The organism is Nocardioidaceae bacterium SCSIO 66511 (assembly GCA_023100825.1).
Taxonomy (GTDB): Bacteria; Actinomycetota; Actinomycetes; order Propionibacteriales; family Nocardioidaceae; genus Solicola.
Window position 1 is genome coordinate 1,092,497 of record CP095846.1, and the last position, 15,961, is coordinate 1,108,457.

A 15,961-nucleotide genomic window follows, 5' to 3' on the forward strand; every position below is an offset into this window, starting at 1 on the left:
CTGACTCGCCATGAGCACATTGACCGAGCAGGGCAGGGCGCGTGCCGCACGAGCGGTGCGCGTCCTGCCGTTCCTCGTCGTGGAGACCGGGGCATCCGTCGTCTCGTTCGTCTGGTTCTTCGTACTGCTCATCCTGGCGTTGGCGACCGTGCCCGGATGGCTCGCGCTGCCTTGGGGGGTCGGGGTTCTCCGTCGGCACGCCGACGCCGCCCGCCGTCGGGTCGGACGGTTCTCCGGGCAACCGATCGACTCGGCGTACGTACCGCTCTCAGGCAACTGGTTTGCCCGTGCGCAGGCGGCCTTCCAGGACCGCGCGACGTACCGAGACCTGCTGTGGCTCGTCGTGCACGGCCTGCCCGGATTCGTGGTCGGGCTGGTCGCGATAGCGATGCCGCTCTCGGCGATCAGCGACATGCTGGTTCCCGCGTACTGGTGGATGCTGCCGGAGAGCGACCCCGCGGCGCCGGTGTTCGAGGTGACGAGCTGGCCGCTCGCGTTCGCGACCTTGGGCTTCGGCGTGCTGCTGATGGTCGTTGCGATCGTTTTGATGCCCGCGGTTGCCGCTGTGCGCGTGTGGTGGACGAGGCGGATGCTGCAGCCCAACCAGCAGGAGGTCCTCGCCAGACGTCTCACGGAGGTGACCGAGAGTCGGGCGTCGGCGCTCGAGGCGCACGGCGTCGAGCTCCGTCGGATCGAACGCGATCTGCACGACGGTACGCAGAACAAGCTGGTGGGCGTCGTGATGCATCTCGGCATCCTCGAGCGATCGCTCGAACGTGGCCCGGATCAGGTACGCCCGGTGCTCGAGAAGGCGCAGGAGGCGGCCGAGACGGCGCTGTCGGAGCTGCGTGAGGTCGTCCGAAACATCTATCCGCCGGTTCTCGACGAACGAGGGCTCGACGGTGCGCTCGCGGCCGCGGTCGCACGGTGTCCCGTCGACGCGACGCTGTCGACCGATCGGCTGCGACGGGCGCCGGTTGCGGTCGAGTCGGCGGCGTACTTCATCGTCTCGGAGGCGCTGACCAACATTGCGAAGCACAGCCGGGCGATGCGGGCGGAGGTCACGGTCGCGACCGTGAGCGACAGGGCCGCGGAGCGCATGGTGATCGATGTCTACGACGATGGGGTCGGCGGAGCGACGAGCGCGACGACCCGAGCCGGCGAGAACTCCGGCGGGGGCAGCGGGCTGCCCGGCATCCGACGCAGGGTAGAAGCATTCGAAGGGGTATTCGAGATGACCAGCCCAGACGGCGGGCCGACCAAGCTGCACGTGGAGATCCCATGCGGGTCGTGATCGCCGAGGACGACGCGCTCCTGCGCCAGGGCCTCACGCTGCTGCTCACCAACGAAGGCATCGAGGTCGCGTACGCGGCCGACAACGCCGACGACGTGTTACGCGCCCTGCCCGATACTCGCCCGGACGTCGCCGTGCTCGACGTACGGCTCCCGCCGACGTTCACCGACGAGGGCCTTCGCGCGGCCGTCGAAGCACGTAAGCTCCTGCCCGGCCTGCCGATCCTGGTGTTGTCGGCGTACGTCGAGGACAGCTATGCGGCCGATCTGCTCGCCGACGGCGCCGCCGGAATCGGGTACCTCCTGAAGGAGCGCGTCGGGAAGGTGGAGAAGTTCCTCGACGCACTGCAACGGGTCGTCGACGGCGGCACCGTGATGGATCCCGAGGTGGTTTCGCAGCTGATGGTGCGGCGGCGCGCGGACGATCCGCTGCACACCCTGACCCCGCGCGAACGCGAGGTGCTCGCACTCATGGCCGAGGGGCACGCGAACAGTCAGATCGCGGAGCAGCTGTATGTCTCGGAGACGGCCGTCGGCAAGCACATCGGCAACATCTTCGCCAAGCTCGGGCTGTCACCTGCCGATGCCGGCCATCGGCGGGTGCTCGCGGTGCTCGCGTACCTCCGCGCACACTGAGCCGGTCGGGCTCGTACTTCGGTGCGCCTACCCGCCTGCGCGGTTCGGGTTCGTTGTCGGCGCTCCGGTTCGCTTCGGTTCGACTACCCGCCTGCCCGGTTCTCGTCGCTGTCGGCATTCGGTCCTGCATGGGTTCGGAAAAGACGCGGCGACGCGCGGAGGCGCCATTTCGGGTCGGTTGCTTGGCGGCATTCGCGCCACTTTAATATTGGAGCGGGGTAACGTTTGGTTTCGGTGTCACTTCTGTACCGGTCGTCGCTGGCGTACCAACGGGCACGGCGACCTGTCACTTTGCACGGTGTCCCTGCCATGCAAGGCGGTAGTTCACCATGTTTACTTGGTGAACCACCACCACCGACCCCGCAAAAGCCGACCGAAACGGGTTAGCCGGCAAGCAACCCGAAGTCGTAGCTGCGGCCCCCGCGTCGCCGCGTCTTTACCCAGCCGGAGTAGTCAGGAAAGCCGACAGCGACGAGAACCGGGCAGGCGGGTAGTCGTACCGACGAAACGGTGGAAGGCCGACAGCGAAGTCAAACCGGCAGATTGGTCGACACGCGGACGTCAGACTCAGCCGTCGTTGCGCAGCCGCTCGCCGGCGCGCGCCACCAGCTTGTCGAAGTCGGAGCTACGGATGTCGTACTTCTTCAACGGCGCGAACGTCACCTGCGCGACTCGGTCACCAGTGCGTACGAGCCCGAGCCGGTAGTCGACGGTGTGCTTGTCGTCGACCTCGAAGGTCAGCCGCCAGGTGTTGCCCGTGACTCCCGCCTCGGCGATCCGCTTGCCCTTGTGGATCGTCGCCGAGAGGTCTTTGTCCTCGCAGTTGTTGACCCGGTCGATCACACCGCGCATGAAGGCGACGGCCTTCTTCTGGTCGGTGAAAGTGCCGACGGTCTGGGAGAGGCCGAAGGGCGACTGTGGATCCGAGAGCGCTGCCTCTTCGGGTATGACGTATGTACGCGCCTGAGCCTTCTGGACGGTCTTGCCCGTGAACTCGGCCTTGTCGCAGGTTGTCGCAGAGGGGTTCGGCTTCGCGGTGTCCGGATCGGTGCCGACCCACATCTTGTCGACGCCCTCGACGTGCGGTAGGTCGATCACACCGAGGAACTGCGGCGCATTGCTGGTGGCAGGCGGCAACGTCGATCTGACCTTGCCGGGCCGCTGGCATTGCTTGTCGTCCTCATCGCACAGCGGCTCGAGCGAACTGTCGATCGCATGGGCGAACTTGCCGACCCGCGCGCCTGTCGTCCCCTTCTGCGAGTGCACGAACGTCGACGTGGCGACGTCGGATCGGGTGATGCCGATCGTGTACGTGCGGGTGGGGGTGCCCCAGCGGCGCATCTGCAGGAGGACGGTCTCGCGGTTGCTGTGCTTGACCGCGTACGAACCGACCAGCTGCATGTTCGGCACGGCGCAGTCGGCGTACCAACCCACGGTGCGCTTGAACCCCGCCTCGGCGCCCTTCTCGTCTCGAGACACCTCGAGCGACTGAACGGCAAATGAACCCGAGTCGTCGTCAGCCGCGAACGTGCGTACCCAACCGCCGGCGGCGCCAGGGTCAGCGACCTGCTTCGGCGTACACGTGGAGAGGTTGTCGCGGTTGCGTAGTCCTGCGCTCGTGTCGGTGGCCTTCCACGGCACATCCTGGACGTCACTGAGCTGGGAGTCGTCGAGCAGGTCGTCGTCGGTCATCGCCAGTTCGTCCGTATCGGCGACCGGGTGCATGCCCTGCCCGCCGGCCGCATCGGCGGCGTTGTCCAACGGGCCACCCTGGGTGACGACCACGCCTGCGCCGACGATGGCGAGTACGCCCGCGGCGATCACGCCGACCGTACGCCGGCGGCCGCGGCGCTGTGCACGGCGCCGCGCGATCGAGGGCCGCTCGAAGGGCACCTGATCGGTGACGGTGCGCAGATCGTGCAGCCGGCGGATGATGGTCCTGCCGTCGGAGTCCAACCGGCGCTCGAGAGCGGCGCGGGCGATATCCGTTGCGCTCGCCGCGGTCTCCTCGGTGACGCCGACCTCGCGTGCGGCCTCATCGGGGCGCAGCTCGCCGACGGTGACCAGGATGAGCAGCCGCCGGGCGTTGGCGGGCAGCTCGTGGAGTGCGTCGAGCAGCTCCTGGTCGGTGTCCTCGGTGTGTTTGCGGCGCAACAGTTGCGGGCCGCGATGCAGTACCGACTCGCGCCAGGCCTCGGAGCGTACGAACGTCAGCGGGTCTCGGGTGCGCAGCTTCGGCCAGCCCTGCCATGCCTTCGCGTAGGCGTTCTTTACCGAGGTCGTGGCGACGCCGAGGTCCCCGGACAGTGCGTACACCTGATGTAGTACGTACTGGCGGGTGGAGTCGTAGAACGAGTCGAACTCCTCGACGCGGGTCATCCACCCTCCTTCGAATGCTCAGGTTACGCCGACTCCCGAGCGGGGCGACACGGTGGTGTTGAACAACCCATACGACCGTAGATGATGTGCCGAGGTGACCCAACCGCGGGCGACGTTGCCTGCGACACACCGGCGTGTTGCCCCGGCCAGTCGGGGCGCAGGCCGCGACGATGGTGCCGTGAACATCCGCGAGCCGGGCGAGGTGGGCTGACCGATGACGACGGTACGCGACCGGGTGCGTACGGCCGTTGAGACCGACCTGCCGCGGCGGCCGGCGCCGCTTTCCGGGCTGCTTGCGGCCGGTGCCGTCCAGCTCGCCGGGGTGGTGTTGTGCGTCGGTCTCGCCGTTGTGGTCTGGCTCGCCTCCGACGCCGGTTCGGCGCCCGGTGCGATGCGCGCCGGTGCAGGGTTCTGGCTGGCCGGGCACGGCAGCGGAGTCACGGTCGGCGGGATCGCGATCACGGTCGTACCGCTGGGTGTGCCGTTGCTGGCCGGTGTGGCGGTGGCGTACGCGGCGTACCGGTTCGCGGCCGAGGACCTCACAGACCGTGAGATCGCCATTTTGACCCTGGTTGCTGCCGCGACGTACGGCGCCGCGTTGGCGCTGCTGGCACTGATGGCGTCGACCGCCGAGGTTTCGTTCTCTCCGGTACGCGCCGGTCTGACCGGGTTCGGTCTTGCCGGCCTGGCCGGTTTCGTCGGCGCATTCTGCGTCGACGGTCGGTTGCGCGCGCTGTGGGACGCCTGGCCCGACTTCGTACGCGGCGTGCTGGCCGGCTGCGGCGCGGCCGTTGCTGCGCTCATCGGTGGTGCGGCGGTGCTGATCGCGTACCGGATGATCGCCGGGTTCGGCGAGGCCCAGGACTCGCTGTCCGTACTCGCCCCGGGCCTGGTCGGCGGTGCGGCGATCCTGCTGATCTGCGTACTCCTGCTGCCCAACGTTCTTCTCCTCACGGTGAGCGTGCTGCTCGGTCCCGGCTTCGCGTTCGGCACCGACACCTCGGTGACGGTCGTCGATGTCCGGCTGGGCGAGCTGCCGGCCATCCCGCTGACGGCCGTACTGCCGGATACCGGTGCCCAGCCGGCGCTGGCCGGGGTGCTGGTGGTGCTCCCGGTCGTCGCAGGCTTCGTCGGTGGGTACGTCGCGGTGCGCGGAATCGCCGATGCGACGATCTACGACTCGATGGTCCGCGGCAGTACTGCCGGCGGGGTCGCAGGTCTGCTGATCGGTCTCGCGGTGCTGTGTGCCGGTGGAGCCGCCGGACCCGGTCGGATGTCCGACATCGGCGCCGTGATGTGGTGCCTGCCCGTTGCGGTCGCCGCCCTCGCGGTGGGCGGCGCCGCGGGTGCTGCTTGGGGGCACTATCGTGAGGCGCGGATCCCGGACGAGTGAGCCCCGCCGGGCTTCGCCAGCACGACCTGACGCTCGACAGAAACAGAAAGTGCCTTCGTGTCCGTGTCCTTTGGTCCCGTCGCGGACCGGTCAGCGCGCATCGTCGTGCTCGTGTCGGGTGCCGGCACGAACCTGCAGGCGCTCCTCGACGCAACCGGCGAGCCGTCGTACGGCGGCTCGGTCGTCGCCGTCGGCTCAGACCGACCGGGTGCCGCGGGTCTCGAACGAGCCGAGCGGGCGGGCGTACCGACGTTCGTCGAGTCGCTGAGCGATCATCGCGACCGTGCTGACTGGGATGCGGCGCTCGCCAAGTCGGTCGCGGCGTACGCGCCCGATCTCGTCGTTCTCGCGGGTTTCATGAAGCTCACCGGCGCCGCGTTCCTCGCTGCGCACGGCGGGCGTACGGTCAATACCCATCCGGCGCTGTCGCCGTCGTTCCCGGGCATGCACGGGCCGCGGGACGCGCTCGCGTACGGGGTGCGAGTCACCGGGGCAACCTTGTTCGTCGTCGACGAGGGGGTCGACACCGGCCCGATCGTCGCGCAGACCGCGGTGCCGGTCGAGGACGGCGACGACGAGGACACACTGCACAACCGCATCAAGGTCGCCGAGCGCGCGATGCTCGTCGACAACGTGGGCCGGATGGTCCGCGAGGGTTACGTCATCGACAACAGATTGGTTCGGTTCGGAACGTGAGCACGACTGAGGGGCGCAGACCACTGCGCAGAGCCCTGATCTCGGTGTATGACAAGACCGGGCTCGAGGAGCTTGCCATCGGCCTGCACGAGGCGGGCGTCGCACTCGTGTCGACCGGCTCGACGGCCGGGCGGATTGCCGACGCGGGCGTACCGGTGACCAAGGTCGAAGACCTCACGGGCTTCCCCGAGTGCCTCGACGGTCGCGTCAAGACGCTGCATCCGAAGGTGCATGCGGGCATCCTGGCCGACCTGCGGCTCGATGAGCACCAGCGCCAGCTCGCCGACCTCGGGATCGAGCCGTTCGACCTCGTCGTCAGCAACCTCTACCCGTTCGTCGACACCGTGAACTCCGGCGCCGGTCCCGACGAGGTCGTCGAGCAGATCGACATCGGCGGGCCGTCGATGGTGCGTGCGGCCGCCAAGAACCATCCGTCGGTCGCGATCGTCGTGTCTCCGGATCGGTACGCCGACGTACTGGCTGCCGCCAGTGGCGGCGGGTTCAGCCTCGACGAGCGCAAGCGGCTGGCTGCCGAGGCGTTCGCGCACACGGCCTCGTACGACGTGGCTGTAGCGTCGTGGTTCGCGAACCAGTACGCGCCCGACGGCGCCGGTTTCCCCGCCTGGACCGGTGCGACGTGGGAGCGGCAGGCCGTGCTCCGCTACGGCGAGAACCCGCACCAGGGTGCGGCGTTGTACCGCCACTGGCGCGGCGGGCTCGCAGCGGCGAACCAGCTGCACGGCAAGGAGATGTCGTACAACAACTACGTGGACGCGGATGCGGCTCGACGTGCGGCCGCGACGTTCGAGCGGCCGGCGGTCGCGATCATCAAGCACGCCAACCCGTGCGGTATCGCGGTCGGCATCGACGTCGCCGAGGCACACCGCCGCGCCCACGCCTGTGATCCGGTCTCGGCGTACGGCGGTGTGATCGCCGTCAACGCGCCGGTGTCGGTCGCGATGGCCGAGCAGGTCGCCGAGGTATTCACCGAGGTTGTCGTCGCACCCGCGTACGACGACGGTGCGCTGGAGATCCTGAGCCGCAAGAAGAACATCCGGCTGCTCGAGGTGCCTGCCGACGAGCACCCCGACCCGGTGGAGTTCCGCGGTATCAGCGGCGGCGTGTTGATGCAGCAGGTCGACCGCGTCGACGCGCCGGGAGACGACCCCGGTACCTGGACGCTCGCGGCAGGCGAGCCGGTGGCCGACGACGTACTCGCCGATCTCGCCTTCGCGTGGCGCGCGTGCCGATCGGTCAAGTCCAACGCGATCCTGCTCGCGCGCGAGGGCGCGGCGGTCGGCGTCGGCATGGGGCAGGTCAACCGGGTCGACTCGTGCCGCCTCGCGGTCGAGCGAGCGGGTGAGGAACGCGCCCGGGGAGCGGTCGCGGCATCCGATGCGTTCTTCCCGTTCCCCGACGGCCCTCAGGTACTGGTCGAGGCGGGCGTACGCGCGATCGTGCAGCCCGGCGGGTCCGTACGCGACGACGAGGTGGTCGAGTACGTCCGCAATGCCGGCGTGGCGATGTACTTCCCGGGCACGCGCCATTTCTTCCACTGACCCGCCCGCTGGGCCGCACGTTTCAGCCTCGATTTTTCGCGATTCGGGGCCGAAACGTGTGGCTCACGGGGCGTGGGTGGTCAAATCTCGTTGACGCTGTCGCCGCCTCCTGGCACCGTATGACCATGCTCTCTTGTCGATGTTGAGTCACTGACGTTCGCGCGGGTGGTCTGCGATGACCGCCGTCCCGCGCTCCCTTGCAGTACGCGCGCTCGCGTACTTCTCCGTGCGCGACCTCATCCCGCTGTACGCGGTGTACGCGCTGCTGTTCGCCGACCACGGTCTGTCGACGGGTGAGATCTCGTCGCTGTTCGTCATCTGGTCCGTGACGACGTTCGTCGCGGAGGTTCCGTCCGGTGCATGGGCCGACACCCTCTCCCGCCGGTTGCTTCTTGCACTGAGTTCACTGGTGTACGCCGCCGGGTTCGCCGCCTGGATCGTCGCGCCCGGGTACGCGGGCTTCCTGCTCGGCTTCGTGCTCTGGGCGATCAGTAGCGCGCTGATGTCGGGTACGTACGAGGCGTACCTCTACGACGAGCTCTCCGCGATCGGCGCCTCGACCGCGTACCCGCGACTTCTCGGGTTCGCTCACTCGCTGTCGATGGTGTGCAACCTGGCCGCGACCCTCCTCGCAGCGCCGCTGATGGCGCTCGGCGGCTACGCGCTCGTCGGGTGGACAAGCGTCGGCGCAGCACTCGTCCAGTTCGCCGTCGCGTTGACGCTGCCCTCGGCGCCCCGGGTTGCGGCCGCACGGGTCGAGACCGGAGACGGGATCGCGCGGCGGTACGTACGGATGCTGGTGTCGGGCGTGCAGGAGGTGCGGCGCGTCCGCACCGTACGCAATGGGGTGCTGCTGACCGCGTTGCTGCTCGGTACGACGGCGTACGACGAGTACTTCCCGCTCGTTGCGCTCGACAAGGACGCCGAGCCCGCGGCCGTGCCGGTCCTGATCGCTCTGACCGTGGTCGGGCAGGCGATCGGAACCGCGCTCGCGGGGCGCACAGCCCGCATCGGGGCCCGGTCGATGGCGGCCATGGTTGCCACGGCGGGCGTACTCCTGGTCGCCGGCGCGGTGCTCGCGCAGCCGCTCGCATTCATCGTGATCGGCCTCGGCTACGGCATGGTGAGCAACGCGACGATCGTGGCCGAAGCGCGGTTGCAGGACGCGATCGAGGGCGAGGCTCGGGCGACCGTCACCTCGGTGTCCGGGCTGTCCAGCGAGCTTGTCTCCGTCGGCATCTTCGCGCTCTTCGGGGTGTTGGCTTCGCGACTGAGCGAGTCCGCGACCTTCGGAATCGTGTGCGGTCTGGTGGTGCTGGTCGCGTTCGTCACCCCGCGCTGGCTACCGCGTGTACGCGAACCGGTCGATGACCAGTAGCCAGTAGGGGGAGAGGTCAGGTCTGCGCGGCGTCCGTACCGAGCCGAGCGATGGCGTCGGACAGCTCGTCGTGGTCGAGTAGGTCGGCCACGATGACCGACCGAAGCGAATGGAACAGGAGCCGCGCCTCCTCCTCGGTGCTGTGGCGTTCGCTGAGCCGGTCGAGGGCGTGCCCGGCGACGAGCGCGACGGCCGAGGTCGCGACCCGCTCCGGGTTGCGCGTACCCAACCGAGTCAGCACGCTGGCCGCGACCGATTCGAGCGACTCGAGCATGCGGGTCATCGTCGGCCGGAGCTCGGGATCGCGGGCGACCGCGATCAGGATCGACAGCTGAGTAGCAACGAGCGCGGGCGGCCGGCTGGAGAGGATGTGCGCGATCAGGTCGACAGGCTCGGCCGGCACGGTGCCCATCGCCTCGGCGACGGTGGTGAGCGCTTCGAGTTCGGTGATCCAGTTCTCCATGTGCCGCGACAGCGCCTCGCGTACCATCTCGTCGATCGACGAGAAGTAGTACGTCGTGCTCGCGGTCGGCAGGCCGGCTCTCGACGCGACGGCCCGATGCGTGACCGCACGCGTGCCCGACTCGGCGAACAGCTCGATCGCTGCGTCGAGCAGGGCATCCTTTCGTTCGCGGCTGCGCTCCTGACTCAACCGTGCGCGTGTTGGCATTGCGTCAGCTCCTGGACGGTGTGGACTCACCCGTTGTTCGCCATTCAACCACCCGTACGTGTCGCGGTAGCCGGGAACCGAGGACATTCCAGGGCCCATCCACGCCGCGCGCATCCGCTCGTCTGGCAGACTTCCGTCCGTGACGGCACAGATCCTGGACGGTAAGGCGACCGCGGCGGCAATCAAGTCCGAGCTGCGTGATCGCGTGACCAAGCTCGCCGAGCGCGGCGTCGTACCCGGGCTCGGTACGGTCCTCGTCGGAGACGATGCGGCGAGTCACCAGTACGTCGCGGGCAAGCACCGCGACTGTGCCCAGGTCGGTATCGAGTCCATTCGCGTCGACCTGCCCGCGACCGCCTCGCAGTCCGATGTCGAGGACGCAGTTGCGCGGCTCAACGCCGATCCGTCCTGTCACGGCTACATCGTGCAGCTGCCGCTGCCGAAGGGGCTCGACGAGAACCGCGTGCTCGGGCTCGTAGACCCGGTGAAAGACGCCGACGGTCTGCACCCCACGAACCTCGGTTGGCTCGTGCTGGGCAAGCCCGCTCCGCTGCCGTGTACGCCGCGCGGCATCGTCGAGCTGCTGCGTCGGCACGGCGTCGAGATCGCCGGCGCCGAGGTCTGTGTGATCGGCCGCGGGATCACCGTGGGCCGACCGATGGGGCTACTGCTGACGCGGCGAAGCGAGAACGCCACCGTGACGCTGTGCCACACCGGTACGCGCGACCTGGCAGCACACGTTCGCCGCGCCGATATCGTCGTCGCCGCGGCCGGCGTACCCGGCATCGTCACGGCCGAGATGGTCAAGCCAGGCGCGGCCCTGCTCGATGTCGGCGTGAGTCGCGATGAGACGGGCATCGTCGGCGACGTCGCGGACGATGCCCGTGAGGTGGCCGGCTGGATCTCGCCGAACCCCGGTGGCGTCGGGCCGATGACGCGAGCGCTGCTGCTCACCAACGTCGTCGAGGCCGCCGAGCGAGCCGCCGAGTGATGCGACCGCGCCGACTGCCGTTCGGAACGATCGTCTACGCCCTTGCTCTACTGGTGATGGCTGCCGGGCTCGTGGTGATGGCGTTCGGCCCGTGGCGGCTCGGTGTCTCGCTCTGCGGCGGCGCCTTCGCCGGTGCGGCGGTTGCGCGGATCGCGATACCGGAGCGGTCCGCCGGACTCCTGCGCGTACGCCGGCGGGTGATCGACGTGCTGTGGATGGGCGCCCTCGCCGGCTTGATCATCACGCTCGCGATCGTGATCCCGTCCCAGCCGTCGCCCTGACGATGCCGACGGCGGGGCACCCCCGGCGGATCGAGGGCGCCCCTTCGGCGCTCAGATGAGGCCGAGAGACGTGACGGCGTCTCGCTCCTCGGTGAGCTCCTGGACCGTTGCGTCGATCCGGCTGCGGGAGAAGTCGTTGACGTCGAGGCCCTGGACGATCTCGTAGTTGCCGTCCTTGGTCGTCACGGGGAACGACGAGACGATGCCCTCGGGCACGCCGTACGAGCCATCGGATGCGACCGCCATCGACAGCCAGTCGCCATCGGCACTGCCGTGCAGCCAGTCCCTGGCCGCGTCGATCGTCGCGGACGCGGCGCTGGCGGCCGACGACGAGCCGCGCGCCTCGATGATCGCGGCGCCGCGCTTGGCGACCGTGGGGATGAAGTCGTTCTCGATCCACGCCTGGTCGTTGACGATCTCCGCGGCGTTACGTCCGCCGACCTCCGCGTGGAAGATATCGGGGTACTGCGTCGCGGAGTGGTTGCCCCAGATCGTCAGCTTCTTGATGTCGGTGACCGCGGCGCCGGTCTTCGCAGCGAGCTGCGAGATGGCCCGGTTGTGGTCGAGGCGGGTGAGCGCGGAGAACCGCTCCTGCGGAATGTCCGGCGCGTTGCGCATCGCGATCAGCGCGTTGGTGTTCGCGGGGTTGCCGGTCACGCCGATACGTACGTCGTCGGCGGCGTTGGCGTTGAGCGCCTTGCCCTGCGCAGTGAAGATCGCGCCGTTGGCCTCGAGCAGGTCGCCGCGCTCCATGCCCTTCGAGCGCGGGCGAGCACCGACGAGCAGTGCGAGGTTCGCGCCGTCGAACGCGACGTTGGCGTCATCGCTGGTCTCGACACCGGCGAGCAGCGGGAACGCGCAGTCGTCGAGCTCCATCACCACACCCTCGAGTGCCTTCAGGGCCGGCGTGATCTCGAGCAGCCGCAGCTGCACGGGAGTGTCGGGTCCGAGCAGTGCTCCGCTGGCGATGCGGAACAGCAGGCTGTAGCCGATCTGGCCGGCCGCGCCGGTCACGGCAACCTTGACAGGGGTGTTGCTCACGTCGGTCTCCTCGCGATGTCGGGCGTACCACTCGTACGCCCGATCGACGCTAGCAAGGGCAATCCGTGCGTACGTCCACGGGTGACCACTGGGAGAGACGGCGGCGCGAGCGGGCACGGGCGCTCCGATCGTTAGGGTGGTGCCGTGAGCTCTCCGGACCGTGGTCTGTTGCGCGTCTTGCGCGCGAGCGTAGTCACGGTCTGTGTCGTCGGACTGTCGCTCGCCGGCCACGTCGCCGCGGGCGGCGACGTACCCGGTCCGCTAGCGTTGGCCGGCTCGACGGTCGCCGTACTCGCGTACTCCGGTGCCCTGACCCGCAGCCGGTTGAGCGTGTACGAGCTGGTCGCGGTGCTCGGTGCCGGCCAGGTGCTCCTGCACCTGGCGTTCATGACTTCCGGGGGAGAACACTCCGGCGGCGCGGCGATGTTCGCTGCGCATGCGGCCGCAGCGCTCGCGCTCGCACTCACGCTCTCTGTCGGCGAGGATGCCGCGTGGGCGCTGTGGTGTTGGCTTCGGCCGCGGCTGGTGGTTCCGCAGAGCGACATCGGATCGCCGCCCAGCCACGACGAGTGCCTCGCAGCGACGGCGTCTGCTCGGGCGTCCCTGACCTGGCTCGGTACGTCGCTGACCGTGCGTGGTCCACCGGCAGCAGGCAGGAACCACTGAATCTCATCCGTGCGCGCGACGACGTGTGTGCGGATTCCTCCCTGCTCCAGACAAGGACCAACACTGCATGCACACCATCGTGCGCCGCATCGCGGCGCCCATCATCCTGGCCGGGGGCGCGATCGCGCTCGGGGCCGTTCCCGCCTCCGCACATGTCGGCGTCACGCCGTCGACGACCGAGGCGGGGGAGTACGCACTCCTCACGTTCTCCGTGCCGCACGGCTGCGACGGTTCGGCGACGACCAAGGTCGCGATCGACATCCCGAAGGGCATCGACGTCGTCACGCCGACGGTCAACGACGGCTGGACGGTCGAAAAGGAAACCGAGCCGGTCGAGGGGGCGGAGGGCAACGAACGGGTTTCTCGTGTCACGTACACGGCGAAGAAGCCGTTGCCGGACGGATATCGCGACGCGTTCGAGCTCAACGCCCCGCTGCCGACCGAGCCCGGTCAGACGCTGCTGTTCCCCACGATGCAGACGTGTGAGAAGGGCGAGACGAATTGGAACGAGGTGCCGAAGGACGGCCAGACCGAGGACGACCTCGACGCCCCTGCGCCGGCGATCACGTTGACCGAACCGGAGTCCGAGTCGGCTGAGGAGGCTTCGACAAGCGAGGCCACGGGCTCATCCGATGCCGCCGAGTCGACTGAGGCGTCGTCCGACGACTCCTCCGACGCCCTCGCGTGGACCGCGCTCGGAGTCGGCGCCGCCGGCGTCGTGATCGGTGGCGTGGCGCTCGCCCGTTCGCGTACGCGCGCCTGACCCCCGCTGGGCCCGACGTTCGAGTGGGAACCGCCCGGCGTTTCCCACTCGAACGTCACGCCACAGGGGCGGAGGCTGGGCGGTGTGAGCGAGTTCATGGGACCGTTACGGAACGAACCGCCGGCCCGATGCATTGAAACCACGGTGACCACCACGACCGCGCCCGCACCACCGACCCGCACCTCGCGTACGCCGAACGCCGCGTACGCGATCGTCGCGTTGGCGCTCGGCGGCTTCGCGATCGGTACGACCGAGTTCGTCACGATGGGCCTGCTGCCCGAGATCGCGACAGGTATCGGCGAGTCGATCCCCAGCACCGGCCACATCATCTCCGCGTACGCGGTCGGTGTGTTCGTCGGCGCGCCTCTGATCGTCTCGGTGTCCGCACGACTGCCGCGACGGGCGCTCGCAATCGGGCTCGTGCTCGCGCTCGGCGTCGGTAACCTGCTGACCGTTCTGGCGCAGAGCTATCCGATGCTGATGGCCGCCAGGTTCATCGCGGGCCTTCCGCACGGCGCGTACTTCGGCGTCGCCTCGCTCATCGCGGCCTCGCTCGTCACGCCCGACAAACGCGGACGCGCGGTCAGCTCGGTGATGCTCGGCCTCGCGGTCGCGAACGTCGCGGGCGTACCCGCCGCGACCTGGCTCGGCCAGACGCTCGGTTGGCGTACGGCGTACGTGAGCGTCGTGCTGATCACGCTTGCGACAGCCGCTCTCATCCTGGCGTACGTACCGCACAGTCCGGGCGACCGCGAGGCGAGCGTTCGTACCGAACTGTCGGCGCTGAGACGCCCGCAGGTGTGGCTCACGCTGGCCATCGGCACAGTCGGCTTCGGTGGGATGTTCGCGATGTACAGCTACATCGCGCCGGTCGTCACCGATGTCGCGCACCAGGGCAAGTCGTTCATCCCGCTGGTGCTGTTCGCGTACGGGGTGGGCGGCGTCGCCGGTACGGCGCTCGGCGGCCGGCTCGCGGACTGGGCGATCCTGCGCTCGCTGATGGGAGCGCTGGTCGCGACCGCGGTCCTGCTCGCGGTGTTCACCCAGGCTGCGTCGTACGCGCCGGCGCTGGTCGCCACGGTCTTCCTCATCTCGCTGACGGCGTCGACCCTCGTCGTGTGTCTGCAGATGCGTCTGATGGAGGTAGCCGGCCATGCCGCGATGCTCGGCGCGGCGCTCAACCACTCGTCACTCAACGCCGCCAACGCACTCGGCGCCTGGCTCGGCGGTGTCGTCATCGCGGGCGGCTACGGCTACACGGCGCCGAGCGCGGTCGGCTCGGTACTCGCCCTCGCAGGCATCGCGATCCTCGCGGTGTCGGGGTTCCTGTACCGCAACGAGCGGCTGTCGCTCTCGCTCTCGCACTGACCGCTCGGGCGTCAGTCAGTGGTCGAAGCGTCTCCGCGCAACTGTCGGAGGAGCCGTGGAAGCTCGTTAGTCAGAACGTTCCAGACGATGCGGTCGTTGACGCCCTGATAAGTGTGCGCAAGTCGGTTCCGCATACCGATGATCGCCGCGGCGTCGGGAATCTGCGTTCGCGTTTGCGAGGACATCCCAGCGACCGCGGTGGCGACGTCGATGACAACCGATCGTGCAGCGCGTCGGAGTATGTCGTCGGCAGGGTTGAAGAATGCCGTCTCACCATGCCCCACGATGCGCTCAGCCGTCGCCACGAACCCCGCCACGTCGTCGACGAGATCGTCGTCGCTGCGCCTCAAAGCGCAACCGCTTCTTGGCGGGCCCGTCGGAGTACCCGCGAGTCTCCGTCGTCGTCGACGATGTCGACCGGTACGCCGAGGACTCGTTCCAGCTCATCGGCCATTCGAGTGAGATCGAGCAGGGTCGCATCGTCGTCGAAGTCGACGAGCAGATCGAGATCACTGCCACTCGTGTCCTCTCCCCGCGCGGTCGACCCAAACGCGCGGGGGTGGCGAGCGCGATGACTCTCAACAATTTCGAGCACTGCATCACGATGCAGTCGGATGGCGTGCGATGGTCGTAGCCTGCATGCAGCGAGTAGTCGCTCGACGGTCTCGCGTCGGGGCTCGACCAGCCCGCGTTCGATCGCCGAGATGTTCGGCTGACGCACGCTGCTACGCTCGGCGAGCTCGCGCTGGGTGAGGTTGGCTGCGGAACGCGCGGCACGTACTTGTTGTCCGGTCGAGCCCATGACCTGATTATATCGTCCCGGCATATATTTGCGCCTGATCGTTCA

Annotated in this window: 16 protein-coding genes; 11 read left to right on the forward strand and 5 right to left on the reverse strand. The window is 68.7% G+C overall.

Annotated elements, in window-relative coordinates; all coding sequences use genetic code 11:
- The first annotated feature begins 10 nt into the window (after positions 1-10).
- Positions 11-1,294, forward strand: coding sequence for a sensor histidine kinase (locus tag MU582_05145; GenBank protein UPK76027.1), 1,284 nt, complete (start codon positions 11-13; stop codon positions 1,292-1,294).
- Positions 1,282-1,929 carry a response regulator transcription factor gene (locus MU582_05150; protein ID UPK76028.1) on the forward strand — a complete coding sequence of 216 codons (648 nt, stop codon included), beginning with the start codon at positions 1,282-1,284 and terminating at the stop codon, positions 1,927-1,929. Before MU582_05145 ends, MU582_05150 begins: the two co-directional genes overlap by 13 nt.
- Positions 1,930-2,496: 567 nt before the next feature.
- Here MU582_05150 and MU582_05155 read toward each other — a convergent pair.
- Complete coding sequence (locus tag MU582_05155; GenBank protein UPK76029.1) at positions 2,497-4,308, reverse strand: hypothetical protein; 1,812 nt, start codon at positions 4,306-4,308, stop codon at positions 2,497-2,499.
- A gap of 214 nt (positions 4,309-4,522) precedes the next feature.
- Between MU582_05155 and MU582_05160 the strand changes: the two genes are divergently transcribed.
- The 4 genes from MU582_05160 to MU582_05175 all read left to right on the forward strand — a co-directional run bounded on the left by MU582_05160 (position 4,523) and on the right by MU582_05175 (position 9,334).
- Positions 4,523-5,701 (forward strand): DUF6350 family protein, encoded by a 1,179-nt coding sequence (locus MU582_05160; protein UPK76030.1) that lies wholly within the window; start codon positions 4,523-4,525, stop codon positions 5,699-5,701.
- 57 nt (positions 5,702-5,758) lie between these two features.
- The gene (gene purN, locus MU582_05165; protein ID UPK76031.1) at positions 5,759-6,397 is read left to right on the forward strand and encodes a phosphoribosylglycinamide formyltransferase; all 639 of its coding nucleotides are present in this window, start codon (positions 5,759-5,761) and stop codon (positions 6,395-6,397) included.
- On the forward strand, positions 6,394-7,956 hold the full coding sequence (purH, locus tag MU582_05170) for a bifunctional phosphoribosylaminoimidazolecarboxamide formyltransferase/IMP cyclohydrolase (protein ID UPK76032.1): 1,563 nt from the start codon (positions 6,394-6,396) through the stop codon (positions 7,954-7,956). Before purN ends, purH begins: the two co-directional genes overlap by 4 nt.
- Before the next feature lie 175 nt (positions 7,957-8,131).
- The gene (locus MU582_05175) at positions 8,132-9,334 is read left to right on the forward strand and encodes an MFS transporter (GenBank protein UPK76033.1); all 1,203 of its coding nucleotides are present in this window, start codon (positions 8,132-8,134) and stop codon (positions 9,332-9,334) included.
- A gap of 16 nt (positions 9,335-9,350) precedes the next feature.
- On the opposite strand, the gene MU582_05180 is transcribed toward MU582_05175, so the two are convergent.
- On the reverse strand, positions 9,351-10,004 hold the full coding sequence (locus tag MU582_05180; GenBank protein UPK76034.1) for a TetR family transcriptional regulator: 654 nt from the start codon (positions 10,002-10,004) through the stop codon (positions 9,351-9,353).
- A gap of 139 nt (positions 10,005-10,143) precedes the next feature.
- Between MU582_05180 and MU582_05185 the strand changes: the two genes are divergently transcribed.
- Entirely contained in the window at positions 10,144-10,995 is an 852-nt protein-coding gene (locus MU582_05185; GenBank protein ID UPK76035.1) for a bifunctional methylenetetrahydrofolate dehydrogenase/methenyltetrahydrofolate cyclohydrolase, read from the forward strand.
- Complete coding sequence (locus MU582_05190) at positions 10,995-11,276, forward strand: DUF3017 domain-containing protein (GenBank protein ID UPK76036.1); 282 nt, start codon at positions 10,995-10,997, stop codon at positions 11,274-11,276. The genes MU582_05185 and MU582_05190 overlap by 1 nt, the downstream gene beginning before the upstream one ends.
- Before the next feature lie 51 nt (positions 11,277-11,327).
- Here MU582_05190 and MU582_05195 read toward each other — a convergent pair whose 3' ends face one another.
- Positions 11,328-12,317 (reverse strand): malate dehydrogenase, encoded by a 990-nt coding sequence (locus tag MU582_05195; GenBank protein ID UPK76037.1) that lies wholly within the window; start codon positions 12,315-12,317, stop codon positions 11,328-11,330.
- A 144-nt stretch (positions 12,318-12,461) separates the two neighbouring features.
- Here MU582_05195 and MU582_05200 point away from each other — a divergent pair, with 144 nt between their 5' ends.
- The 3 genes from MU582_05200 (at position 12,462) to MU582_05210 (ending at position 15,114) form a co-directional block, all read left to right on the forward strand.
- Positions 12,462-12,983, forward strand: coding sequence for a hypothetical protein (locus tag MU582_05200; GenBank protein ID UPK76038.1), 522 nt, complete (start codon positions 12,462-12,464; stop codon positions 12,981-12,983).
- 67 nt (positions 12,984-13,050) lie between these two features.
- Positions 13,051-13,746, forward strand: a complete 696-nt coding sequence (locus MU582_05205; protein ID UPK76039.1) for a YcnI family protein — start codon at positions 13,051-13,053, stop codon at positions 13,744-13,746.
- 144 nt (positions 13,747-13,890) lie between these two features.
- Positions 13,891-15,114: an MFS transporter gene (locus MU582_05210; GenBank protein ID UPK76040.1), complete on the forward strand. Its 1,224-nt coding sequence runs from the start codon at positions 13,891-13,893 to the stop codon at positions 15,112-15,114.
- A gap of 11 nt (positions 15,115-15,125) precedes the next feature.
- Here the strand turns inward: MU582_05210 and MU582_05215 are convergent, their stop codons facing one another.
- Together MU582_05215 and MU582_05220 are read right to left on the reverse strand one after the other, a co-directional pair.
- Positions 15,126-15,464 (reverse strand): DUF86 domain-containing protein, encoded by a 339-nt coding sequence (locus MU582_05215; protein UPK76041.1) that lies wholly within the window; start codon positions 15,462-15,464, stop codon positions 15,126-15,128.
- Positions 15,461-15,916, reverse strand: a complete 456-nt coding sequence (locus tag MU582_05220; GenBank protein UPK76042.1) for an XRE family transcriptional regulator — start codon at positions 15,914-15,916, stop codon at positions 15,461-15,463. Before MU582_05220 ends, MU582_05215 begins: the two co-directional genes overlap by 4 nt.
- Positions 15,917-15,961: the final 45 nt, after the last annotated feature.